The organism is Legionella maioricensis (assembly GCF_023618015.1).
Lineage (GTDB): Bacteria > Pseudomonadota > Gammaproteobacteria > Legionellales > Legionellaceae > Legionella > Legionella maioricensis.
On record NZ_JAJKBJ010000027.1, the window covers coordinates 1 to 23710 of the forward strand.

Below are 23710 nucleotides of genomic sequence, written 5' to 3' on the forward strand. Positions count from 1 at the left end.
ACAGATGAACTCAGTTATAGACTAATGCGGCCCCATAGCCTGACGGCTACGGGCCTTGCTCCGACCTACCTTGCTTAAAGTCTGCACAAGAACATGTGTAGGCTGGGCTGTTAAGCCCAGCAAATTCCCTTGATAATTGGTATTAAAACCCCTTTGACTTTGGTTGAGCCAGCATTCATCGCTTCTTGCCAAGGGAAGGGGGCTTGTGTTGATGATATCAAGAAATCTAAATTTGAGCGTAGATAAGAGAAAATGCGTCATCCCCGCGTAGGCGGGGATCCATTTTTGCATTAGCATTGTACTAAAACAGGAATGGATTCCCGCCTGCACAGGAAGGACAAGGATCCAAATTGTCTTTGCTTGACGTCTATGGGTTTGGTGCCCGTGGCTCAGGGCATGTGAAAATATAAATAGCCTTCAAAACTAAGTGCCGGCGTCTCCTAATATTTCTTGATCTAAATAGTTGGGGATCATGCAATTCCAATTAAATTTTTGTTCGATTTTCAATTTAAGTGCGGTTGCTGCTTCCATTTCACCATGAGTGATAAAAATTTTGCGCGGTGCTTTTTTTAAGTGAGCTAACCAAGTCAACATTTCTGCGTAATCTGCATGAGCTGAAGCATTTTCTAGTTGACTTATTTCAGCATTAATTGGAACCATTTGGCCGAACATTTTTATTTCTTTTTCGCCTCTGACCAATCTGTCTCCTCGAGTCCCACCAGCCTGAAACCCACTAAATAAAATGGTGTTTTTTTCATAGGGAGCAAAATTTCTTATATGGTGAACAACACGTCCACCTGTTGCCATGCCACTTGCCGAGATTAAAATCATCGGCATTTTTTGTTTACCAAGCGCTATTGACTCATCTACGGTACGAATATACTGAGCTACCTCGCAGACATCGGTACACTGCTGCGGGCTTAGTCGATTTTCATTTGAATGGCGGGAAAAAATTTGAGTTGCATTGCTTGCCATAGGACTATCGACATAAACAGGAATATCTGGGATTGCCTTTTTTGCTTTCAATTGTTGAATATAATATAACAAAGTCTGGGTACGGCCGACGGCAAAAGCTGGAATTAACACCATACCGCCTCTATTGACCGTGCGGTTGATTATTTCGCCGAGTTTGATTTGCGGATCTGAGGGGTCGTGCAACCGATTGCCATAAGTTGATTCGATAACTAAATAGTCTGACTCAGGAGGATCTTGTGGTGGATTCATAATCGGATCCTGGGGGCGGCCCAAGTCACCCGAAAAAAGCACCGAAGCATCCTTATGTCGAAGTTGAATTAAAGACGCTCCTAAAATGTGTCCGGCATAGTGAAAAGTTGCAGAGAATTCATCATGAAGCTGGAAAGGGGTGTTTAATTCTACGGTATGAAAATAGCTAAGTGCTGTTTCGGCATCCTCTTGAGTATAAAGGGGCAGGGCAGGGTGATGTTTGGAGTACCCTTTCTGGTTGGCGTAATTCGCTTCTTCTTCTTGAAGATGACCACTATCAGGCAATAATATAGTACATAAATCCTTCGTTGCTGAGGTGCAGATTATTTTGCCGCGAAATCCATTTTTTACCAGCAATGGAATATAACCGCTATGATCAATATGGGCATGGGTGAGTAACACGTAATCAATGGTTGACGGATTAATGGGTATGGGGGACCAATTGCGTAAGCGAAGTTCTTTATAACCTTGAAAGAGACCGCAATCGACCAGTATCTTCATTTGCTCCGTTTGGATTAAATATTTTGATCCTGTAACGGTTTGTGTTGCTCCTAAAAACTGAATTTTCATTATTATTCCCTAAAACATCGCTTAATCGTCATTATAGCCCTTCTAAGAGGGGCACAAAAATATTTCCCTCTTATCCCTTAATCTACTGCCATTAAGTTAAGAAAAAAACGTCATCTCAAGTATAGCGAGAGAACTCCTGAATATTAGGAGATCCTTCGTCGCAAGCGCCTCTGGATGACGAAAAAATTCCTTAAGTTGACGGCAGAATTAGAATTTTGTCTTTAGAATTCCTGCCAGGAGCAATATCCATGCTATTAAAAAGGCTAGCCCTCCAAAAGGAGTAATCACTCCTATCCATTTGATCTCCGTAATCGTCAAGACGTACAAACTCCCTGAAAATAAAATGATTCCGCAGATAAATGCAATTCCGGAAGCCATTATCCATTTATTACGGATATGAAATAAGAATAAAGCCGTGAGCAATAAAGCCAGACTGTGATAAAACTGATACTGAACACCTGTTTGAAACACCGTCAAGTAGGAGGGCGTTATACTTCCCTTCAATACATGCGTGCCAAAAGCTCCCAGGGCATTGGCTATTAATGCCGATAGCACGGCAATGATTGCATATGTTTTTTGCATTATTCTTTTTCCAATCACTATTGGCTTACCAAGGTACGCCGTCAAGAGTTCCTTATTTAATCGTCCTTGTCTTTGCCAGCGAAGGCGGGAATCCATTTCGAATACAACACGGTGCTGTCTTTGATAGTGGATTCCCGCTTACGCTGTATTGCGTAGAACTACCTATTTTTTGCCATGTTAAAAGTTGGCTAATCTATTGGCATAAGTATCGTCGGTAATAAAACGGTCTATATTCTGTTCTTCAAAACCTCGTATCGCAGTAATAACGGGTCTGGTAATTAAGCTCACCGCAGACTTTAAGAAACTTGCTATTGCTCCTAAAAAGGCCACGCCAGACACCAACAAGTCTTGTTTTGCTCCCTCTTGATGTTCTTGGATACTGCCTCTGGCTATACCCGTACGAATAACCAAGGCCTGAATACCCTCCCATAGGGCCATGCCAAGAGTAGCGATAGAAATTACTAGTCCCAAAGCAGGAAGTGCCGTTGCCCCTACCACCTCATCAAAATAATCATGACCGTCTCGCAGTTTCTCAAATAGGTTCAATCGCTCTAAAGCTTGCTCCCCTATAAAATCCAGCTTTTGGTCGAAGGTAGCCTGGTTTTTAAACTCTTCCCATGCTTCAGCATATTTGTCTTGCAGATAATTCAGATGATCAGAATAATTCTGAAAAAAATTCTTGTTTCGATCGGGTTTTTTATGACCTGGAAAAAAACGAGGCATGTTTTTTCTCTCCTGAGATAAATTTAAATTCAGTGGTGTAGGACATGTACGGGTTTGGGGTTGCCAACTTATTAAGAATGAGTACTATACCCTACAGCTGTGCATCTGCATGGTGCAGGATTTTATTTATTTAAGCAACATCCAAAATACTTTATTTAAGGAGAGCGAAGTGACGTTATCATCTCGGATCAAAGCCTTATTAGCTGGAATTTCAGGGACTGCTTTGCAATGGTATGATTTTGCTCTTTTTGGTTATTTTTCGTCAGAAATTGCAGTGACTTATTTTCCGGCAGAGAATCACCTGGCTTCACTGCTTCATACCTTTGGTGTTTTTGCAGTGGGTTATCTACTAGCTCCTGTAGGGGCTTTATTCTTTGGTTATATTGGGGATCGTTATGGAAGAAAACGTGCATTAACCCTGAGTATTTTAGGGATGGCGATTCCTACCGCCTTAATCAGTATGGTGCCGGGATATCAATTAATTGGGATTGCAGCTCCTGTTTTGATTACGCTGTTACGAGTGATTCAGGGATTTGTTGCCAGTGCCGAATTTACTGGTTCAGCTGTTTTTCTCGTAGAACATGCCAAACCAGAAAAAAAGGCCTTCTTTGGATGTTTGACCAGCTCTGCTTATAGTTTAGGCTTCATTTTAGCCGGCTTGGCCGCATCCTTTTTTACTGCTTCATTTATGCCGACATGGGGCTGGCGTTTGGGATTTGCTCTGGCTTTATTAGCTGGATTGCTGGTATTTTTCTTGCGGACTCACGTTAATGAAACACCGGAATACACCAAAATAAAAGGTGATGAAAAACCCAAACTACCGTTTATGGCTGCTATAAGAGAGACTCCTTTGCAGATGTTGGGGGTGATTGGAATAGCATGGCTTACCGGAATTATGACCTTCGGTACCTATGTGTTTAGCGCTACTTATCTTCATACTTATTTTAATTTGCCTTTAAGCTTAGTTACTCTAATCGTTACTGTGGCCTTAGCCGTTGATGCTTTATTAGAGCCCTTTATTGCTCTATTTGCTGACAAAGTGGGGCATTTAACCGTAATTCGTATTGGAATGATGAGCCTGATGATCGCAAGCATTCCTATATTTTATCTCATCTCCTCAGGTAGCGTGGTTAATATCACCAAGGGCTTAATCATGATGTCTATTATTATCGCTATTACTTACGCGCCATTAAATGCTTATATGGTTTCTTTGTTTCCTCAACAATATCGTTATAGTGGTTTTGGAGTGGCTTTTAATGTGGGGATTTCCATTTTTGGCGGAACAACCCCATTATTTATGCTGTGGCTGGTTGAGAAAACGGGTAATTTCATTGCTCCGGCTGGATATTATATTTTTGGAGGGTTCATTGGTTTTGTTTCCTTGAGCCTTTGTCAGATGAGCAGTCGCAGAATAGAAAAATATCAGGCTTTAGCTGCTAATTAATAATTTTTTGCGGAACAAAACTCACTCCATCCAGGCTTAAAGTTTTTTCACAACTAAACTGGCGTATTTCTCCTGCGTGCGCAAGCACGCTTTGCCTCGTATTTTTAAAACTGACTTATACTTAAGTCAATGAGCTAAATAAATTAATTTATCAATGTGAGCCCCATGAAAGCTGAGTTGATCACTATTTTTTTAGGATTTTTGGAAGGGTTTGCCCTAATCCTGTCGCCTTGCATTTTATCTATTTTACCAATTCTTCTGGCCGGCTCTTTAGTAGGTTCCAAGAAACGTTCAGTGGGCATTATCCTCGGTTTTATTTTTACTTTTGCTTTCTTTGCTTTGTTCGCACGTCAATTAGTTCAATATTCCGGTATTGACGCGAATCTGATTCGTTATCTGGCTTATGGTTTCCTGTTTTTGCTTTCTCTGATTTTGCTTTCTAATTATTTGACGGAACTATTTAATCGGATCACCCAGAGAATTGTAACCATGAGTTCTTCTTTTATGTCCCCTGGTCATGAGCGAAGTGGATTCCTAGGCGGGATATTGCTGGGAGGGTTAGTGGCAATCATTTGGACTCCTTGTGCCGGTCCCATTTTAGCCGCGATCATTGTGCAAATTGCAATTCAGAAAACCACTATTGTGAGCTTTTTTACTCTTTTAGCTTTTGCTTTAGGTGCCGCAATTCCGATGTTTATTATTATGCTCTATGGTTTTAAAATCAGAGATACTTTTCGTTTCTTTAAGACACACACCGTTCTTATTCGCAAAACTTTGGGGGCTATTATTCTCCTCAGTATTACTTATATGGTTGGTCAGGAAACGGGATTTTTTTCTTCTTCTGTTATAAATCAATCAACGATTCGCACCGCAAAATATTTAGAGAAAGGGTTATGGCAGCCCTATCAGGCTCCCAAGATAGCGGGGATAAGCGCTTGGATTAATTCCCCTCCGCTGCAATTATCTGATTTAAAAGGAAAAGTGGTTCTTGTTGATTTCTGGACTTATTCCTGTATCAATTGCATCCGTACTTTGCCTTACTTAAATGATTGGTATAAAAAATATCACGACAAAGGTTTAGTTATTATTGGCATCCACACCCCTGAATTTGATTTCGAAAAAAATACAGCTAATGTTAAAAATGCAGTGAAACACGATGGTATTCAGTATCCGGTCGGTTTGGATAATTCATTTTTAACCTGGGAAAATTTTTCCAATCATTTTTGGCCTGCACATTATTTAATTAATAAACAAGGGATGGTTGTTTATGAACATTTTGGCGAGGGAGATTATGATGTGACTGAGAACAATATACGCTTTTTACTGGGTATTGATATGGCCTCTCCACTCGCGGCTCCTGATAATCCGCTCTATTTTTATTCCATAACTCCCGAAACTTATTTAGGTTATGCGCGCGCTGAGATTAATTTAAGCCCAGCGGTGACCCACGATCAGATCGCTCAGTATTATTTTCCAAAACAATTAGCTGAAAACGCCTGGGCATTGCAAGGTGGGTGGTTAGTTAATTCCGAAAAAATTATTTCAGCCCAAAGTCATTCTTCCTTAAAAATTCATTTCAAGGCTCGCAAAGTTTTTATTGTTATGGGCAATAACACCAAAAAACCAATTCAAGTGAAACTCTTGTTAAACGGCAAACCGCTTGCGTCTGATAATAAGGGAAAGGATGTGACTGACAGTAGTATTCTGGTGGACAAACATTCGATTTATGAAGCCGTAGCTTTACCCCAATCCGGTACTGGCCTATTGGAATTAAGCCCCAATGAGCCTGGTCTGGAAATTTATACGTTCACTTTCGGTAATTAGGGTATATTCCATTCTGTAATAATTGCACTATAGTATATAAAAAAGAATTAAAGGAGGTACCAATGAGTCGCCATTGCCCTACATTTTTTAAATCAATTAAATTAAGTACACTTTTCTTTCTCTCCTCTATGTTATTAATTACTCCGATTCTTTCTCAAGCAGCAGAACTGTTTGATGTACGTGGTAAACGATATTGTGAGATTATATTATTCAAAACGCCCACACAAATTCTTGTTTACAGTACATTTGGGTTAAACGATTGTCCTTCTGATATTTGGCAAAAAATAACAGTTGGGCCGCTAAAGAAAGCGACGGGTGCTTCTTTTGTTCGGCTGAATGGTCCTCGATACTGGATGATGGATGGCATTAAAAGTACCCCTTTAGCAAAGCCTGAAAATGAAACACTTAGTGGGTTAACTCTGCGAAAAGTGGCGGAAATTATTATTAATCCGGATCAATTTTTTTCTGCAAATATTCCTTATCAAACACGAAATATTAAACGTCGTACCACATGGACCTATGAGGCTGGTAAACCTATTTATGAACTTATAGACAGCAAGGGGCATGTTTTTGTAATGCAATCCTACAGCCTTCAAATATCCCCGCAAACTGAAGCTTCTCTGCCTCAACTCGCAGTGAAACTGAGATTACCTCCTGGTTGGCAATTTAAAACCGGAGTTCTTAAAAAAACAGAAACTATTTCAACAGTTAATGATATGGCGACGGTAGTTTTAGATGATTTTTTTAATACTTATCAACAAGCTACCCATGATTTATTGAAGGAGTAAGGTAAGTGTTCAAATAGTGTCCACTTAAGGAATCAATTCTGGGTGAGATAATTGTAGCCTGGTTGCTTGCAACCAGGAAGGAAGTGATTCAACATTTGAGCCCGGTTACAAGCAACCGGGCTACAGTGTGTAGGTTGGGTCTCTCTTTTTTTCATTCAAAACACAAGGCTGCTTTCCGCCTCTGGGTAAAAGTCTTCTTCTCTACTTTCTTGAGCGCAGCTTAGGTCTCTTACGTTTTGCGGCCTTGTTCCTTGGGGGATGAGTTCTTCTTCGTGCGCCAATTTCGCTTCAAAGCGTAATAGCTCGGTAGGATTGAAAAAGCGGCGTGTTTGGTAACGAGATTTCTTCAGCTCTGTTTTTTCTATTACTTCGATAGTAGTATCAGTTGAATGCAATTCTTGCTTCATCTCATCAACATATTTTTTACTTTCATCCTGAAGATGAATAGCTAATGCTTGTTTGGTTGCGGCGGTAAGGCCAACAACAAATTCTTTCCTTTGAGTATCAAGTAATTGATTGACTTCGTTTAATTTTTTCTGACAGGTGTCTTCTTCTTTTTTAATTCCATTAACAATTCCTTCTGGGCCGGTGAGTTGGTATTTCAGGTACAAAATATTGGTTTTATGGGCAAGAATTTGAGTCCTTAAAGACGCCGCTTCCAAGTAACCACAATCAGGATGTTTTAATCGAGTCTCTTTGGTTTTGATTGAATCTTCTACAATAGATATCTTGTTTTTTTGCTCCAATACCTCCTGATCCGCGTCTATTAGTCTTGTTCTTATCTGCTGAATCTCTTTGTTTAAAGTGGATTGTCTTTCCAGCAATAACATGAAGCTTTCTTCCGGGTTTTTCTCCAGAATGATACAGAGTGAGTCGAATTCTACTGGTTGTAAAGTCCAATCCCATTGTTTCAGTTGCTCTATATTTCTCAGTTTGGATTGAATGCACTCAGGGAGTTCTCCTTGAACGCTGTGCTCTAACCCTGCACTCCAATCAAGATCTAATAGTGCTTTCAATTCAAATAACTTCTTGAATGCTGCTTGTTTTTCTGGAGGAAGAACCTCAATGGCCTTCAAGTCTGATAAATCGAGAAGAGCTTGTTTACTTTCTTCAAATGTTGATTTTCTGCATGTTTGTCGTGTTTTTCCGGCCTCTATCTTTGTAAAAAACGAGGATTGATACCCGGTAAATCCTTCTTTCAATGGGGCGTTTTCGATTTGTAATTCGATAAAAGATTGCAGCCCGTCGGTGCCGCTCTGAATACGAACTTGATTGGCATCGACTTGTAATAATGTCGCTATTTGAACTGTTTTTTGTTTTAAGAGGTTTTCTTCAACGTCTTGTTTGAGCCCGTCTGCATTTTTTAAGGTCTCTATAGATTGAGTCAGCTGTTTGTTCAAAGCTTTAAGTTGTGTTTGGTAGGGGCGATACGCCTCATACGTTGCAAAGCGTTCTACAGCTTTATGTAATTCTTGAATGAGATGACTTTGATTATTTTTACTTCTATTGCTTATTCTGATAAGCGTGTTTTTTAAATGCTCCCAAACCGGATCGGGTATTGCGTGAGAAGCAGGGGACATTCGGCACAAATAATCACGAAATTGGGCAAGATGATATTCACAAAGCGCATTATCATGGCAAAGGACGCGGAATTGTTGATCACAATGGGGTGCACTATTTAATGAATCAATTGCATTTAATGCTTCATTAATTACGTTACGTGGAGAGGAGTGCCCAATTGAGAACAGATATTTATCTTTTAAAATAACCCGCTGTTCTTGGAGGCCAATGTAAAGGGCGTGAATTTTTTCAGCATCATTAGGTGAACTTCGTACTTCTTCTGCCAAGTCATAAATAGTATGAGCTGCTTCTTTGGCCACACCACGCTCAAAATAAGCATGTAAAGGTTGAGGGGATTGCTTGACCCATGCCAATTGATCAAGCAGGCGGAGGGACAGTTTTTGCATGATTTCATTACTATAACTGGTTTTCAAGGCGGTTAATTGAGGATCCTCAGGTAACCCCGAATTTTGATAAAGAGTGCAAAAAGTGAGGATTAACCCCTGCATTTTGAATTGTTCCACCAGAGAAGTTTTGCTTAACTCCTCGCAGTGAAGAAGAAGTAATTGTTTGAGTTGATCCAACAAGTCTTTGATTTTATCACTGTCTGCTGTGGCCAATTCTTTTTGAAAAAACTGAATCACCGTTCGTGAGATATGTTGTTGTTCTTCTTTTCCTAACACCTGGTTTTTTTTCTCAATGACTTTCCTGATGATCGACGTGACCATTTCAGGTAAAAAAGAAGTCCCGTGAGCCGTTTCAGGGGGGACGAGTTGGCTAATAGCCTGGGGGTAAACGGCGCAAAAAGCACCAATTAAATTAGGTAAAAGTTGTTTGCATTGAGCCAGTTTCAACTCTTCCCTCTCCTCTTCTGTGGGATTGGTGTACTCTAAAGCGACACCGGCTTTATCCAGAATCATCGTTTCCAGATTTTGATGCATTAATGCTTTTGCTCCAGCAGTAAAAGACTTGTTTTTCTGCTGCAGTGCTGCTTGAACATCTAATTCCTGAGAGAGATCTAATTGTTTCAGGTAATTGAGTTTTAGACTTTGCTCTTCAGTGAGATGAGTCGCTTTGGCCGCTCTTGCTGCCCACTTCTCTTCTTTAAGCGTTTCCCACAATCTGCATGCTGAGTTTTTAAATTGAGTGATACTTGCCTCAAGGGTCTCTTGAGAAATACTCGTTTCTTGCGAACGACTAAGCTCACTCAGAATTGTTTCGCGCCACTGGTACAGCTCTAACTGCAGTTTGTAATCACTTGGATTGAGCTCCAATAGTAAGTTTTCCCACGCTTGAATTTGTTGCATTAAGGTTTGTTGCACTTCATCAATGGATTGAGTGTAAATTCTATCCACTGTAGCTTGTAATTTAATTTTGTTTCGCGTTGTTTCTACGGCATGTTCATGCATCCTTTGACGATACCAGGGAAAAATGTAATACAGGATCTTTTCCAAAATGGTTTGGGGGGGATTGATTTGATAAATAGGAAGCCATTCGCCGGGTTTCCCATTTCGAGCCGCACGTCCTGCAATTTGCGTTGTCATCCTCTCCGTATCGGTATAAGGTTGAATCACAATTAAACCGCGAGGGTGATCTCCGGTATTGATGTCTATACCCGTTGCCAGCATTGCAGTTCCAACCGTGATGGTATTGGGGCGCCCTGCTTGTTTTATAATGTGCTGGAGTTCTTCCTGAGTTTCTTTTCCGGTTACAATTTGGACTTTGAACCCTTCTCTTTTATAGGTTTCCAGGCTTGCTTCCAGGTCTGTAGCATCACTAAAATCCTCATTAATAATGAGGATGGGTTGAGTTTGAGTGAGGCTCCATTCTTCAATGGCCTCATTAGTTCGAGCTATAAATGCTTCTCGCTCTTCATATGTTTGAATTGCGACATCCGCATTAATTTCCATTCTGGGATTGGTAATGGGCAGTTTACGGCTGTCAATTGCATTGCATATGGCGCGAATACTTTCTTCACGAGAGAATGTAAATACTGGCGGATGCATTTTCCGTTTGTCCCCTGCATAAGGCGCAATGCCGATTGCTTGAGTACCTATTTGGGTGGCTAAGCTTTTTAGTTCCAGATTATCGCCAGGGGTTGCTGAAATTCCAATCAGGCGTCCGTTTTTATTTTGAAACAGTTTTATTAAGCTCCTGGCTGATATGCTGGCAAGCACAGGAGGAGCGGCATCTATAACGAAGTAATGAGCTTGATCAGGGCGTTCTGCCATCAATCGGGCTTGCAAAGCTTGTTGTACCCCGTCGATAAAAATAGAGCCAGTTTTAGGGGTGCTGCGCATGAGAGGCACGCATACTATTTTTTTAGTTATTTCATTGCCTGTTTCATCTTTTACTTTGACTGGTTGCACAATAAAATGTTTGTTTTCAATCTGGGTTGCCGCGATGCAACTGGCATGAATCCATTGCATCAGTTGGGTATTGCTGGCAGCCATCAAGAAATTTTGTTTTTCAGCATCACCATTAAATTTTTCGTTGACCTCCTTGTTGAGGAATAATCTAAATTGCTCCAGGTCCTCATCTTCATCCCAGACTGGCCCCAGCGTAGGATCGGTATTCCGGAAAGCCGGCAGGTTAATAAATTGATAGGCAAGGGGATAAATCCATTGAGCCGCATTGTTTTGTGTACCTTCGGTCTGGTCATGCTCTGCGACTAATTTATAGAGGACTAGTTGATCAAGCAGTGCATTATCACACTCATCTAAAACGACATGAGTTGGGCCATCATTTAGAATTAATGCTTCTTTTTTTAGTTCTTTTGCCGTCTGATAGAAATTACCTATATCTTCAATAGTAGAACAATTAATACTATCGAATCGGTATGCTTCAGGAGGACTATCACTTTGAATCAGCGTTGAATTAATATCTAAAAATTTAAAGAAAGGTTCGCAATTATTCTCATAGTCTCGAATTAATAAAGTCGGATTGGCAGTCCACTGAGCCACCGTTCCCCCATCCATCCATTGCAAGACAGAGAGCATTGGAGTATTAATGCTTTTTCCTTCCCCTGTCTTAATACGCATCAGTAAATTCAATGATGGATCATGTAGAGCCAGTAAGAGGACAAGCATTTGGGTGGTGTTGGGAAATAACCCGGTAGTACGAAAATAGATTTCGCGCAGATAAGCCAAAAGTTCCAATTGAGTGACTTCGAGTTGTTCTGGAGGAACTGTCTTTGAGCGTAGTTGTTGCAGTAAAGTACAGGCTCGTGTTTTTAAGTCATGGCGAGAGCTGGCAGTTAATTTTTTTAGTCCCTGGAAATCATTAGGATTTAACGGATCGGTGTAGCCCAGAATTTCAATAAAAGTTAATTGTTTGGCAAACTGCAGCCGCAGAGTATGTGGTAACTCTGTTTCGTCGATCAAATCCGTTAAGCTTAATAACGCATCCTGAATTCTATCTGTTGCAAAATGTTTCTTCAGATCCCTTTCTTCTCCCGTTTTTGCAAATGGGTTGGTGTCAAAGCTTGAGCAATAGGCTTTGAGTTTTTCCGAGTCATGAGCCAGTAGTGCTGAGTTGAGGTTCTGGGCAATGGGGTATGGAGGGGTGGTAAATAATTGTAAGACCTGATCTATATCAGCGGAAGAACGACGCGCCAAACCCTTGGTAATTTCCAACAGTACGGATAAATTCACCGTGTCGTCTTTTTTCCTGCTGGCCAGTCCAGTCAGGATAACAGCCAGTTTTTCCTTATTTTCTGCACTGAGCGCAGTTAATTGTTGTAAGATGTTAGGATAAGCAGCTAAATCCTGATTGAGATTTCCTCGAGAAACCCGTTGTAACAAGGCGATACAAAGTGATGCCTGAGCGGGATTTTGGGTTAGGAACAATTGAATTTGTTGTACTAATCCATTGACGAGCTCTGGAGAATCAGCCCCAGGCATACGACTTAAAATCTGAATTAATTGTTTGATAATTAATGATTTTGTTTCTTCAGGAAGAGCTGATTTTTTTAATTCATTTAAGGCAGCCAGTGGAAAAGGACTTGGATTTTTTAAATTATGAACCATGCTCATTTTAAAAAACATGACTTCAGTTTCTGGCTCAAGATCCGATAAATTGAACAGCGTTACCAAGCCATTTATTGAGCGAGCAATGGCTGCATTATCCGCTTCAGGATTTTCTTCCAGTGCTTGTGTGGTTAGTTTTAAATACAGGTCCAACGATTCAGGTTTGGCTTTAATTAATTTACTAACCAGCATTTGCTTATGAGTATAGTTAATTCGAGCTAAAGCGCCCGTATTAAGTTGTTTATAGAGTTTATTAAATTGCTCTGGGAGATGATCTTTAATATCAATAAGCAAATTCAGGTAATTGGCAATCGCTTCTATTTTATTTTTATAACTCTGCAGGGCTTGATCCGCCGGTGCATTTTCAGCGAGTTCTGCAGCAGCATCAAGGATGCTTTTTTCAAAGTCAGGATCTTGAGTATTCAGTTGTTGTAAGGTTTTTTTAAGAGCTGGTAAGACTTTTTTCTCCACCAGTTCTTCTTTGAATAGAAAAGTAAGCGAGTGAGTCTCATTGAAGGCCGCCATCCAGGAAAGACTGGTATTGACATCCAAATCTTTTACGACCGTTCTATTTTGTGGATTATCAAAAAAGGCAGTCATTTCCCTGACGAATAAACCGTGTAACTGACTTAGAACAGTAGCAAACGCTGAGCCAGTCATGTTATCTGCGGCGCTTCTCTTCCCAGTCAGAAGGAAACTGAGTAGATATTCGCCTTTTGACCTCCCGAGGATGCCTACTCCGTACAGTCCTTCAAGTAATATGGGCTTTTTCTCTTCAAAATAGCGGAATTTTTCGATGACTTCAGGGAATTTAGGGTTAGGACTTTGCAACAAAAGAACAAGCTCGTTTAATGCATCAAATAGAGGTATCAACTCAACATTGAGCTGGTCTCTCAGTTGCTGAGGTACAATGAAGTTCTGAAGATTTCTTTGCAGTGCACTTTTTAATCTATCTACTCTTAATGCGGCGCTGCGCTTTTTAACCGCATCAACCAGAGCATCAACAATGAGATCATCGAGTTTGGAAATATCTCCATTACCAAAAACACAGCCAGGGAAGAGATTTTTATCGATAATAAGGTTTTTAAACCAGGTTTCCTGTTTTTCAAAGGTACCATGTTCGACGGGAATGATATCGGGTAAGTCTGAAAGAGTCGCAAGTTGTTTTTGGATGAAGTCAATATTAGGTAGTGGTTGTGATTTTGAAATATTAATTTGACTTAAAGTATTTAATACGAGGCTATGAAAATCTGCCCCTTTTTTAGTATGTAAGGTTTTAAAAGAGGATATTAAATTGTCCACACTGGTTTGGGTTAATTGAGGCTCATCAAGTTTCGCCAATAATTTGATGAAATCAGGGTGGAGGTCTTGGCGGTTGATTTGTAAGATTGCAGTATAAGAAGCCATTGCCGTGAGAGAAAATTGATTTTCTTCTGACATTGGATCTGTTTTTTGAATGCGCTCTTGCAGAATATTAAACAGTTCATAACCTTCATGTTTCAAACAGGAAATGAGCGGGGAAATGAGTTCATTTTTGAAGTTTTTCTCAGGGAAAGCGGTTTTGAGTTCAATACATTGTTCTATCAGCGTTTTTATTTGCACAAGCGAGGGATGGGGCTTGAATTGAAAACAGCGAGACAATCCCTTCAGTAGATCTTTGCGCTCGTTTTGATTCAGTGTCTGCAATAAATGAATACAGCTTGTTAAGGTATGTTGCCATTGTTCCGCGCTAAGGGCCGATTTATCTGAAAAAGTAGTGGTTAAAATAAAAATCAATTGATTTTTTTGTACAGGGGGCCAGGTGAGTTGTTGGATTTTTTCAAGTTGTGCTCGGATATCCGTTAATCGGATTCCTGATTTCCAATGTTGGCCCATATAGCGAAATAACCACGGTTCCAAAGAGAGTTGTTCACTTTGTAAATTCTGATAAATTGCTGCTGGATTGATTATTGTATCTTCAGCACGCTCAATGTTCATGCAGGAAGCTACTTGCTTAAAACGCTCTGACTCCGGTTTTTTAGTCATGGCATAATGTACTCCTGTAGGACCCCAATTGAGGTTTCCAAGAGTTAAGCATTGTTCTTGCGGGTTTTCCGCATGTTCTAATACATCCAGAACCCGGTTCAAAGTAATGAGCAGATGACCATTATGTTGAATAGGGCATGGATTGGGCAGAGTCAGGTTTTTTTCCGCAATACGAGGAAGGAATATTTGCGTATAAGCCTCAAAAAAAGCATTAAAATCAAAATAACGCTGGTCATTGCTCAGATGAGCCATAACTAAGGAATTCCACCACTCTTTTTGTTCTGCGGGGAGGCTGGCTAATTTTTGGAGATTTTTAATCCCGCGAGTACTGAAGAATGCGTTTTGCGCTTCTGGATTTTTGAGAAAATCAAGATTTATTCTTTTGTTTAAACAGGTATTAAGAAGCCTGGTTGCCAAGCTGGCATGGGTTTCACCACCTAAAATGAAGAGTTTTGCAAGGAAAGGAACGATGAACTCTAAATTCGCCGGTCTAAGCGCATTAAGAAAACCTGTAACTTCATCTGAGTGAGTAGGTAATACTTGAAGTAACGCATTTTTCTGCGCTGTTGAAAATTGAGTGTTTAATAGCAGCGTAATCATTCTCTCAGGAATTGCAGGCAGTAAGGCTTTAGCCTGTTCAATAGAGGGCAGGGGGATTTGCGCTGTTTTTTCCAGTGCCGGTGCTAGTGCAGAAGGAAGCCTGTGTGGGGTATCGGTATAACACAAGGCATGTTTTTTTTCATCAATATAAAATCCTTTGGGCAAATTCTTGGGAATGATACCGTCCATGAAGACATCAGGATGTTCTTTGATTTTTAGTGCTGCAGTGTCTTGTAAGGCGCTAATGCCTAGAACATTCAGTTGCAGGCTCAGCACTGGCAACTCTGGAAGTGCAACAGGAATAAGCACAAGGTCAGGCGTTACTATTTGTTCAATATGTTCTTGGTGCGCGTCTTGCAAAGTAATGGCTTGTTTCGGTACGACGAAACTTTTTTGAATCTGAATACCTGCGCGAATGGATGAAGAACCGCTGCTCAAAGTCTGTTTCAATGGGTTGATTTTGGGGCGACTGGATGTGCTTTTTAGAATGGTTTCAGCTGTTTTACTCAGTACAGAACGACGCGCAGTAAAGGCGAGTTTCTCCGTGGTAGACTGATCGCCCGGGATTTTAAAAAGAAAGAGTCGTTTGCGAGGTTCTGTAATAAATGCTAGAAGAGTATCCAGATCATGTTTGGAGATTTGTTGCGGATCAAGCTCAATTTCAATGGGGATATAGTTTATCTCAGTTTCATAAGAAGTAATCAGATTGTTTAATAATGATTGAAGGTATTTATTTTCTGAGAGAGCGGGCACAGGAGCAATCCTCATATTAAAGGTCATACGAGTGAATGATTTCCATAAAGGGACCTAAATTACCGGTGCCAAAAAGGAATCACCCGCATATTCCATCTAAAACAGATCGCATTATAATAAAAAAAACAGAATATTTAAAGTGCTTTATGTAGATAATTTATTCAAAAAAAGAATGTCTTTGATTTTATATAGTTAATATAATGTTGTGTTTTTTTTGAGCTATGCGTTAATAAAACGTTAATCTTTTTATGGTAAAAGGAGGGTCGTCTTAAATTAATAGGATGTTTTATGACTTTTTTGTTTGCTTCTGCCTTGGTTATACCAGGTTACGAATCTTTATCTGAAGAAACAAGAACCATTTTTGAAAACTCGCTCCCTGGTAGAAAGTTTTCTCAAGTAGCTCAGAGTATTTTAACTTCCTCTGAAGAGTTAAGAACATCATCGCGATTTTGGCACAGCTTCACTGGAACTGCTGAGCAAAAGAAACAAGCTTTTCAAAGTCAATTGAATACTCAAAAAAAAGAGTTAATGGACGACATTAGTGAAATGGATGAGTATAAAACACTGGTCATCCATATGACTCATGCCTTGCTTGAACGAGAGATTGATGAGTTTCAATTACTAACAAAGAACCAGCAACAAGCACTCTCCAGAACCGAATTTTCAAAAAAATTATTCACCACTCTTGCTCAGCTTGATTCTCAAATAGAGAAAGAAAGGCAGGAACAGGATGAGTTGAGCTTGTGGTCGAGAATAAGCGGCTCTGGCGCCGCACTCGATGTCTACATAAATCAACTGCAAACTGAAAGGGAAGAGGCTATTCAACTTTGGAAGACGGAATTTCTCCAAAATCCTGGTCTGGCTTCCTTTAGAGAGACGATTGAAGAACAGCAGAAAATAATTCGTCAGAAACAACTAGAGCAAAAACGTATTCATTTAAAAGAACATGCAACGCAATTAAGCGTGTTCTTCCCTTTATTGAATTATCGTAAATTCATAACCGAAGAACCTATTATCGATCAGATACGCGCTAAATATTGGGCTGCGGGAGAGACAGCGGATCCAGAGAAAGTGGATGAGGAGTTGTTAACGGAGTTACTGTATTTTTGCATGCAACAAATGAATTATATCGAAATAGATTTTATGAATCTTGATGCATTCAACAAAAAACATGCAAATCGAATGGCTCGGGAAATTCTTAATTCTTTTAATAACAATACCCATCTGGATTTGGATGACTGGTTTAAAAAGTATGAAAATAAATTGCATCAGCAGATTATCAAGCAATTGCAATTAATTAATGGTAAAAAATGGGAAGTGCGACAAAATGGACTAACAGAGGATTTATTAGAGTCATTGTCTTATTTGTGGAATAGTCGAGCAGTTAATCGAGCCAATGAATTTCTGCGTAAGATGGCAGATGCTCATGGTTTTATCCAGGCCACCAGCTTTTCCACGCAAAATGAAAGTTCTTATTTAGCCATCCTTGATGTATATAACTATGCTCGTCATCAAGAACAAATTTCTGAAGTTCGATCTGTTCTGTCGAGTTTATTAAGCCCCTTACTGCCTTTATATAACGAATATAAAGACATTGCGTTATATGAAAAAAATCCCTATTGGAAATCATTTAGAACCATTATGCCAATAGTTATTATCGTTGCTTTTATTATTTTAGTGGCGGTTATTTTAGCTCCGTTGGCTTTGCCTGAGTTGGCCTTTACCGCAGCATTTGTACCTGCTTTACTGATTGGTTTAGCGCTGGCTACCAAGTATGTTTCTGTTAAAAATGATCTGTATAAAAAGTTACGGGAGCGCTACTATGGTGGTGCTTTTGAGATTCCTGAATTTCAAGTCAATGCAAGAATGTTGGGTGCTTTTGGCACCATGGAAAATGCCAGTAAGGTGAGAACATTTTATATAACCGGTTTAAAGAATTGCGATGACCTCGAAAAGGAATACAGTTTAAAGCATGAGCAAGGCCTTCTTAGCCAGCAAGATATTGATCTTAGAAGAGAAAACCGGACTAAAAGGCATCAACTATGTCTGGAATGGTACGATATTCATAGTAATAACGATCTGGACTTCCACCGAGCCCCATTAATCGTTTCGACTCGTTTGCAGCAAAACAGTGAGCAAGAGTTTCAACAATTACAAAACGCATTGCAAGAAGAGAGGGAATTAATACGTCAGTCTGTAGCCGAAGTCACTACTGATCTTAAAGAGACTATTGTTTCCCATAACAAAATGCCTGCTGCTATTGAACAAGACGCAGAAAGAGAGTCTACGACAATTAAAACGAATTACCGGTATGGATTATTTAGTCCGCCTCGCTGTTTAAAACTTAAAGCTCATATTGAAGAACTGGCTGATTTCAGGGCCCAAATAAGTACTGTAGCCGTCGGTTAAGTAGAGCTTCTGCTATCTGAGCGTGCTTTTTTACTTGATAAACGTTTTTTCTTGGGTAATGGTAATTCAACTAAAGACCTCTTGATGAGCTCACTTAGCCATTCATGATCCTCCCACAACTCTCCTTGAATCAGCAGATAGGGTTTCGCTCCGGGATAGGGGGCGGCCTCAATAAAATCTCCGATAAATGCTTTTCCAATTTCAGTTGGTTTGACAAAGAGTTGATCATCACAGATTAAGGCAACGACTCTACCATCGCAATAAAGTGCGTATTCACCAAACATTTTTTTTGCACTCACCGTTCCTGCTTCCTGAATCTGTTCCATAATGAAATCAACGGTACTTTGTCTGGAGGCCATAGTAATCTTTTAGCGAATAAGGGTAGGTATAATGTACCATCTGTTAAGAGGTCTGGTAATAGGAACCTATGCAAATAAATTTCCTATATTTATTGACTTATCTTAAGGACAAATTTTTCGTTGCTTCAAAAAAATAATTAGCCAGAAAAATAATAAGATTCAAGTCGCCTTTTTAATCAATTACCCTCTTTGTGGGCAGAATTCGCTCTCTGTATCAAAAGATCATAAAAGGATCTATAGAGGGATCCAGGTTGACTACATATTCTGTTCTTTGGGCTAATTCATCACGGATTTTTTCTCCAAATAATCGTGATATGACGTATAAACTCATGTCAATTCCGGCAGAAACTCCAGAGGCGGTAATCACCGAACCATCATCAACCCAGCGCGCTTTTTTAATCCAATTCACCTGAGTTCCTTGTTCTACTACCCAGTTAAAAGCTAATTTATTTGTTGTCGCTTTATGGCCATTCAAGACGCCTGCTTTTGCCAGTAAAGCAGCCCCAGTACACACGGATAAGGTGAGTTCAGCTCTGGCGGAGCGCGATTTAATCCAGTGAAGTAAAGGTTCATTATTGACTTCTTTTCTGGTGCCTTTGCCTCCAGGAACTAAGAGATAATCCAAATGAGGTGCATTTTGCCAGCTAAATTCAGCACAAACCGCTTGCCCTTGAGTGGATTTTACTAAGCCTTGCTGTTCGGCAATCAGAGCGATGTTAATTTGATCCGGCAGCATACCAAACATTTGTAGTGGTCCGAATACATCTAATGTTTCAAATTCTGGAAAGAGTAACACGCCAAGAGTTTTGCGTGTTGGAGGGTGTTGATTCATAAGATTATTCTGCTTGGCGGTTGATGATAAATACAGTATTAATTATCTAAAGAACTGATGCAAGATCTTGTAATAACGTCGTTCCGACGAAGCAAAGGATCTTGCGTGTCATAAATCATACTAATTTGTCATACAAATCGTCCCAATGAGGCTTTGTTTTTTCAATCAACGCCAATTTCTTTCTTCTTGAGCCACCTTTAAGTTGCTTTTCTCGAGATATGGCACTGAGCATATCCTCTGTTAGCTCATAATACACAAGAGATTTGCAGCCATATTTTTTAGTAAATCCATTAATATCAGCATATTTGTGCTCATATACTCTTTTGAGTAAATCACTGGTAACACCAGTGTAAATGGTGCCATTAAGTCTTTTCGCCATAATATACACCGCAGGCTGTCGTTCACGCATGTTATTTATTTCTTTGTTGGACATGTTTTAACGAATTAAAATCCGTGCTGGATTGCTCCCTCGCAACGACGTATTGTACAGAGAATCAATTAAAATAAAATAATTCTTGCTTATCTACCTACCGATAGATATAATGGTGGTTATGAACTATTCGCTGACCCAAGAAAGCATTCTGAATGCTGCTGAGAACTTAATTCAAAAACGTGGTTACAATGCCTTTAGTTATAAGGACATTGCAGCAACTGTTGGAATTAAAACCTCGAGTATTCATTATCATTATCCTTGCAAGGAAGATTTGGCTATTGCGGTTATAAATTGGCAATTACAGCGGATAGTGATTGGTTTAGACAAAATTAAAGGGCAAAAAGAATTAACCACCAAACACAAGATCTTAGCGCTAATTGATGTCATTGTTTCATTAACATTTGGCGATGAAAAGAAGATGTGTCTTGGTGGCATGCTTGCCTCGGATGCTTTATCGTTACCAGAGAGCCTCCAGAGCAAAGTCAGATATTTTTTCAATACTCTTTATAACTGGATTGAAGAAATTATGACTGAAGGGAAGCAATTAGGAGAGGTTAATTTGTTGTATCCTATTGATAACTTTGCCCATCTTTTGATCTTACAAATAGAAGGGGCTTTATTAATGTCACGTTTGTATGGTGATATAACGCATATCAATTTAGTGAAACAATTTATTAACCATGTAATGAACTAATTTTTTTAACTAATTTATCTACCTTCTAGTAGATAGGAGCACCTAATGAATATCAAAAATATTTTAAATTCAAGCCTGCTTGGTTTAGGTCTGGTTGGTACATCAATTGCTGCTACACCAACAATTGAAAATGATCTTCGTCAGGCGAGTTATATTCAATTTAAAGGCAACGCAGGACAAGAAATAAAACTGGCTGATTTTTTAAAAAATGGAGCCGCTTTGGTGCGCGAAACCGAACCGCAAACCCTATTTTGGTTTGCTCTTCAGGGCGAAAATGAGCTCGTTGCTATTTTTGACGTTTTTCATGATGATGCCGGAAGAACAGCGCATTTCGCGGGGAAAGTGGCGGCTGCGCTACACGATAATGCCGCCACTTTAATTAATGGTGGATGGGATAAAGGTGTGTTAGCTAACGTACAAAATTCCGAAATTATTGCTACCAACAACTATCAATCAGATGTCGTGCTTAAAGCAGCCAAAGCCAGTTATATTGTGTTAAAAGCACAGCCGGGTAAAGAAAAAGAATTGGAAACTCTGTTAAGAGACGCTGCGAATATTATCAGCAAAACAGAGCCTGGTACTTCATTTTGGCTAGCATTAAAGCTTGATAGTACCACTTATGCCATATTTGATACTTTTGGTGATGAAGGAGCACGAACTGCTCATTTCAAAGGTGCCGTTGCGGAATCACTGAAGAATAATGCCAATCATTTGATTGTCGGAGGATGGCAACAAGGTGTTTTGAATAATGTTCATCATTTTAATATTATTGCCAGTTCTTAATGGGGTTACTTTAGCTGGAATAATTTACGGCTGCACTAAGTTGATATTTTATATCCATCGCTGAAAAAACAATCCAACTCTACTCCTACGTCCCCGCGGCACTTGTCCGCGGGAGCCATAGGGTGAGTCACAGAGCGAGATTCTTAGCTCCTGCAGACAAGCCGCAGTCGCAGGTAAAGAGATGATCAAGAGGCGGTATTACTGTTGAATACCAAACCATCCTCCAGTATCTCCACCCCCCCAGCATTGTTCATCAGCACAAGCAGGAATTTTTTTCGCACATAATAGTTTAAACATTGGATCAGCACTTATATCTATTCCTTGATAACCTTCGGGTTGGCAAACGCGTGAAACATACTGACCTTTGACCCGAATTTGCCCCATGACCGAAATGGTAGGCGAGACACTGTATACCCCAGGTTTATGGGAATAACACGCGACATAACAGCCTGGCGTGTCAGTATAACTGTTATCCGTTGGCAGCATCACTTTTGTGGCTCCCGGATAAGGATGATTAATCACTCCAGAATTCTGGATAACATAAACAGGATAGGGTGAAGGTAATAGATCTTTACTGGCATTAAAAACAGGTAAGTGTCCATCAAGAGCAGCAAAACTTGGGCAGACCCATGCAAAACCTAAAATAATCCATAGTATTTTTCTCATAACCATTTCCTTTAATGAATTGCTATTTGAGTATAGATTATCCTGAAGGAAAAATGTTCAATAATAATTCAAATAAGAAACTAGAAAATTTACTGACTTTCCCTCTGTCGAGATGTGGTATTTTGTGAACAGTTTGGGCATAATTAACTTTTATTAGTAGAGGCAAAATGGCTCAAAGAAATAACCGAGAGTATTTATTATTGAATGAATACTCGAATAACTTGTTTTTCACCAGATAAAAAATTGGTGCATTCGTATGTGACCGTAATAGGGGAGGACAAGTAATTTTAATCAACTACTTTCATAGTAAGCGCAATCGTTCCTCTTAATGATAAAGAGATTTAGATAAAAAATTTTTGAAGGAAAAATAATGATGACACAGATCAAGAGCAATATAACCAGTATTTGTGTGTTTGCTCTAAGCTTACTTAGCGCCGTTTCCATGCCTTCTTATGGTGAAGGGGGGCGTGTTGTGGGATGGCATGGTGGTAATTACCATGGCCATGGTGGTGGTTACGGATACGGTCATGGTTATGGTTATGGTGGAGGTGGAGGTGGCTATTACGATCGCGGGGGCTTTTTTTTCGGATGGGGTGGCCCTAATGTGATCATCAACGTACCAGCAGAACGCTATTACGCTCCCCCACCAATCGTATGCGAAAATGTCGAAGTGTGTAATCGCTATGACGAATGTTGGTTGGAAAGACAGTGCGGATGACCTCAGTGTTAGGCTAAGGCGCTTTAGGGTATTCACGATCTGGGCCACTTGGGGACAGCTCGTAAAAAAGTCATCAAGGCTCTCAATGACAAATATTCTTATCCCGTGAATGCCGAGCGGTATGATATTCAAGGAAGATTCCCGCTTGCGCGGGAATAAATAGGATGTTTTATATTGGAGACCGTGAATTAGGAGCCTTGATTTTGGCGCTCTTTAATTTCGGATAAGGTTTTGCAATCGATACATAAAGTTGCAGTAGGTCTGGCTTCCAGTCGTTTTAGGCCAATTTCTATACCGCAGGCTTCGCAATATCCAAAATCATCATTTCTCAAACGTTCCAAAGCATCTTCAATTTTTTTAATGAGTTTACGTTCTCTATCACGAGTACGTAATTCAATACTAAATTCTTCTTCTTGACTTGCTCTGTCAGAGGGATCAGGAAAATTAGCAGCCTCATCTTTCATGTGCGTCACGGTTCGATCAACCTCTTCCATCAATGATTGACGCCAAGCCAGCAATATCTTTTCGATATGCGCCAGCTGTTTTTCATTCATATACTCTTCCCCTTCAGACTCTATATAGGGGGCGATTCCCATGCTACCGATTGCGTCGTTTTTCACGTTGTATAGTCTCTCATTGGTTTTATCAATTAAATGCCCTGTCATTTTAGCCTCCATCTCAACTCAATCCCTGAA

At 39.9% G+C, this 23710-nt stretch carries 16 protein-coding genes; 7 read left to right on the forward strand and 9 right to left on the reverse strand.

The annotated features are described in order from the left end of the window. Positions 1 to 423: 423 nt before the first annotated feature. From LOX96_RS15350 to LOX96_RS15360, 3 genes are all read right to left on the reverse strand, one after another. Positions 424 to 1794: an MBL fold metallo-hydrolase RNA specificity domain-containing protein gene (locus LOX96_RS15350; protein WP_250424164.1), complete on the reverse strand. Its 1371-nt coding sequence runs from the start codon at positions 1792 to 1794 to the stop codon at positions 424 to 426. A 207-nt stretch (positions 1795 to 2001) separates the two neighbouring features. Then, a complete protein-coding gene (locus tag LOX96_RS15355; protein ID WP_250424162.1) occupies positions 2002 to 2376 on the reverse strand; it encodes a DUF423 domain-containing protein in 375 nt (124 codons plus the stop codon). Positions 2377 to 2553: 177 nt separating this feature from the next. Next, entirely contained in the window at positions 2554 to 3099 is a 546-nt protein-coding gene (locus LOX96_RS15360) for an FxsA family protein (protein ID WP_250424161.1), read from the reverse strand. 169 nt (positions 3100 to 3268) lie between these two features. Here LOX96_RS15360 and LOX96_RS15365 point away from each other — a divergent pair, with 169 nt between their 5' ends. The 3 genes from LOX96_RS15365 to LOX96_RS15375 all read left to right on the forward strand — a co-directional run bounded on the left by LOX96_RS15365 (position 3269) and on the right by LOX96_RS15375 (position 7155). After that, complete coding sequence (locus LOX96_RS15365) at positions 3269 to 4543, forward strand: MFS transporter (protein WP_250424159.1); 1275 nt, start codon at positions 3269 to 3271, stop codon at positions 4541 to 4543. Between the two features lie 165 nt (positions 4544 to 4708). Further along, positions 4709 to 6367: a redoxin domain-containing protein gene (locus tag LOX96_RS15370; RefSeq protein ID WP_250424155.1), complete on the forward strand. Its 1659-nt coding sequence runs from the start codon at positions 4709 to 4711 to the stop codon at positions 6365 to 6367. 62 nt (positions 6368 to 6429) lie between these two features. Next, positions 6430 to 7155: a hypothetical protein gene (locus LOX96_RS15375; RefSeq protein ID WP_250424154.1), complete on the forward strand. Its 726-nt coding sequence runs from the start codon at positions 6430 to 6432 to the stop codon at positions 7153 to 7155. A gap of 155 nt (positions 7156 to 7310) precedes the next feature. Here the strand turns inward: LOX96_RS15375 and LOX96_RS15380 are convergent, their stop codons facing one another. Continuing rightward, the gene (locus tag LOX96_RS15380; protein WP_250424152.1) at positions 7311 to 16121 is read right to left on the reverse strand and encodes a helicase-related protein; all 8811 of its coding nucleotides are present in this window, start codon (positions 16119 to 16121) and stop codon (positions 7311 to 7313) included. 288 nt (positions 16122 to 16409) lie between these two features. Here LOX96_RS15380 and LOX96_RS15385 point away from each other — a divergent pair, with 288 nt between their 5' ends. Next, entirely contained in the window at positions 16410 to 18530 is a 2121-nt protein-coding gene (locus LOX96_RS15385; protein ID WP_250424145.1) for a hypothetical protein, read from the forward strand. On the opposite strand, the gene LOX96_RS15390 is transcribed toward LOX96_RS15385, so the two are convergent. From LOX96_RS15390 to LOX96_RS15400, 3 genes are all read right to left on the reverse strand, one after another. Then, on the reverse strand, positions 18527 to 18889 hold the full coding sequence (locus LOX96_RS15390; RefSeq protein WP_250424142.1) for a TfoX/Sxy family protein: 363 nt from the start codon (positions 18887 to 18889) through the stop codon (positions 18527 to 18529). The two genes, LOX96_RS15385 and LOX96_RS15390, sit on opposite strands and share 4 nt — an antisense overlap. Positions 18890 to 19103: 214 nt before the next feature. Then, a complete protein-coding gene (locus LOX96_RS15395; RefSeq protein ID WP_250424139.1) occupies positions 19104 to 19721 on the reverse strand; it encodes a DJ-1/PfpI family protein in 618 nt (205 codons plus the stop codon). 115 nt (positions 19722 to 19836) lie between these two features. Further along, positions 19837 to 20130, reverse strand: coding sequence for a GIY-YIG nuclease family protein (locus tag LOX96_RS15400; RefSeq protein ID WP_250424137.1), 294 nt, complete (start codon positions 20128 to 20130; stop codon positions 19837 to 19839). Between the two features lie 142 nt (positions 20131 to 20272). Here LOX96_RS15400 and LOX96_RS15405 point away from each other — a divergent pair, with 142 nt between their 5' ends. Beyond that, positions 20273 to 20848, forward strand: coding sequence for a TetR/AcrR family transcriptional regulator (locus LOX96_RS15405; protein ID WP_250424135.1), 576 nt, complete (start codon positions 20273 to 20275; stop codon positions 20846 to 20848). A 45-nt stretch (positions 20849 to 20893) separates the two neighbouring features. Next, positions 20894 to 21631: a hypothetical protein gene (locus tag LOX96_RS15410; protein ID WP_250424133.1), complete on the forward strand. Its 738-nt coding sequence runs from the start codon at positions 20894 to 20896 to the stop codon at positions 21629 to 21631. Positions 21632 to 21829: 198 nt separating this feature from the next. On the opposite strand, the gene LOX96_RS15415 is transcribed toward LOX96_RS15410, so the two are convergent. After that, positions 21830 to 22297, reverse strand: coding sequence for a hypothetical protein (locus LOX96_RS15415; protein ID WP_250424131.1), 468 nt, complete (start codon positions 22295 to 22297; stop codon positions 21830 to 21832). A 370-nt stretch (positions 22298 to 22667) separates the two neighbouring features. Between LOX96_RS15415 and LOX96_RS15420 the strand changes: the two genes are divergently transcribed. Beyond that, positions 22668 to 23015, forward strand: coding sequence for a hypothetical protein (locus LOX96_RS15420; RefSeq protein ID WP_250424129.1), 348 nt, complete (start codon positions 22668 to 22670; stop codon positions 23013 to 23015). A gap of 188 nt (positions 23016 to 23203) precedes the next feature. Here the strand turns inward: LOX96_RS15420 and dksA are convergent, their stop codons facing one another. After that, positions 23204 to 23680, reverse strand: a complete 477-nt coding sequence (gene dksA, locus LOX96_RS15425) for an RNA polymerase-binding protein DksA (RefSeq protein ID WP_250424126.1) — start codon at positions 23678 to 23680, stop codon at positions 23204 to 23206. Positions 23681 to 23710: the final 30 nt, after the last annotated feature.

Coding starts and splice junctions, on each gene's coding strand:
- LOX96_RS15350 (WP_250424164.1), bottom strand. CDS start 1,794: ATGAAAATTCAGTTTTTAGGAGCAACACAAACCGTTACAGGATCAAAA.
- LOX96_RS15355 (WP_250424162.1), bottom strand. CDS start 2,376: ATGCAAAAAACATATGCAATCATTGCCGTGCTATCGGCATTAATAGCC.
- LOX96_RS15360 (WP_250424161.1), bottom strand. CDS start 3,099: ATGCCTCGTTTTTTTCCAGGTCATAAAAAACCCGATCGAAACAAGAAT.
- LOX96_RS15370 (WP_250424155.1), top strand. CDS start 4,709: ATGAAAGCTGAGTTGATCACTATTTTTTTAGGATTTTTGGAAGGGTTT.
- LOX96_RS15375 (WP_250424154.1), top strand. CDS start 6,430: ATGAGTCGCCATTGCCCTACATTTTTTAAATCAATTAAATTAAGTACA.
- LOX96_RS15385 (WP_250424145.1), top strand. CDS start 16,410: ATGACTTTTTTGTTTGCTTCTGCCTTGGTTATACCAGGTTACGAATCT.
- LOX96_RS15390 (WP_250424142.1), bottom strand. CDS start 18,889: ATGGCCTCCAGACAAAGTACCGTTGATTTCATTATGGAACAGATTCAG.
- LOX96_RS15395 (WP_250424139.1), bottom strand. CDS start 19,721: ATGAATCAACACCCTCCAACACGCAAAACTCTTGGCGTGTTACTCTTT.
- LOX96_RS15400 (WP_250424137.1), bottom strand. CDS start 20,130: ATGCGTGAACGACAGCCTGCGGTGTATATTATGGCGAAAAGACTTAAT.
- LOX96_RS15405 (WP_250424135.1), top strand. CDS start 20,273: ATGAACTATTCGCTGACCCAAGAAAGCATTCTGAATGCTGCTGAGAAC.
- LOX96_RS15410 (WP_250424133.1), top strand. CDS start 20,894: ATGAATATCAAAAATATTTTAAATTCAAGCCTGCTTGGTTTAGGTCTG.
- LOX96_RS15415 (WP_250424131.1), bottom strand. CDS start 22,297: ATGAGAAAAATACTATGGATTATTTTAGGTTTTGCATGGGTCTGCCCA.
- LOX96_RS15420 (WP_250424129.1), top strand. CDS start 22,668: ATGATGACACAGATCAAGAGCAATATAACCAGTATTTGTGTGTTTGCT.
- dksA (WP_250424126.1), bottom strand. CDS start 23,680: ATGACAGGGCATTTAATTGATAAAACCAATGAGAGACTATACAACGTG.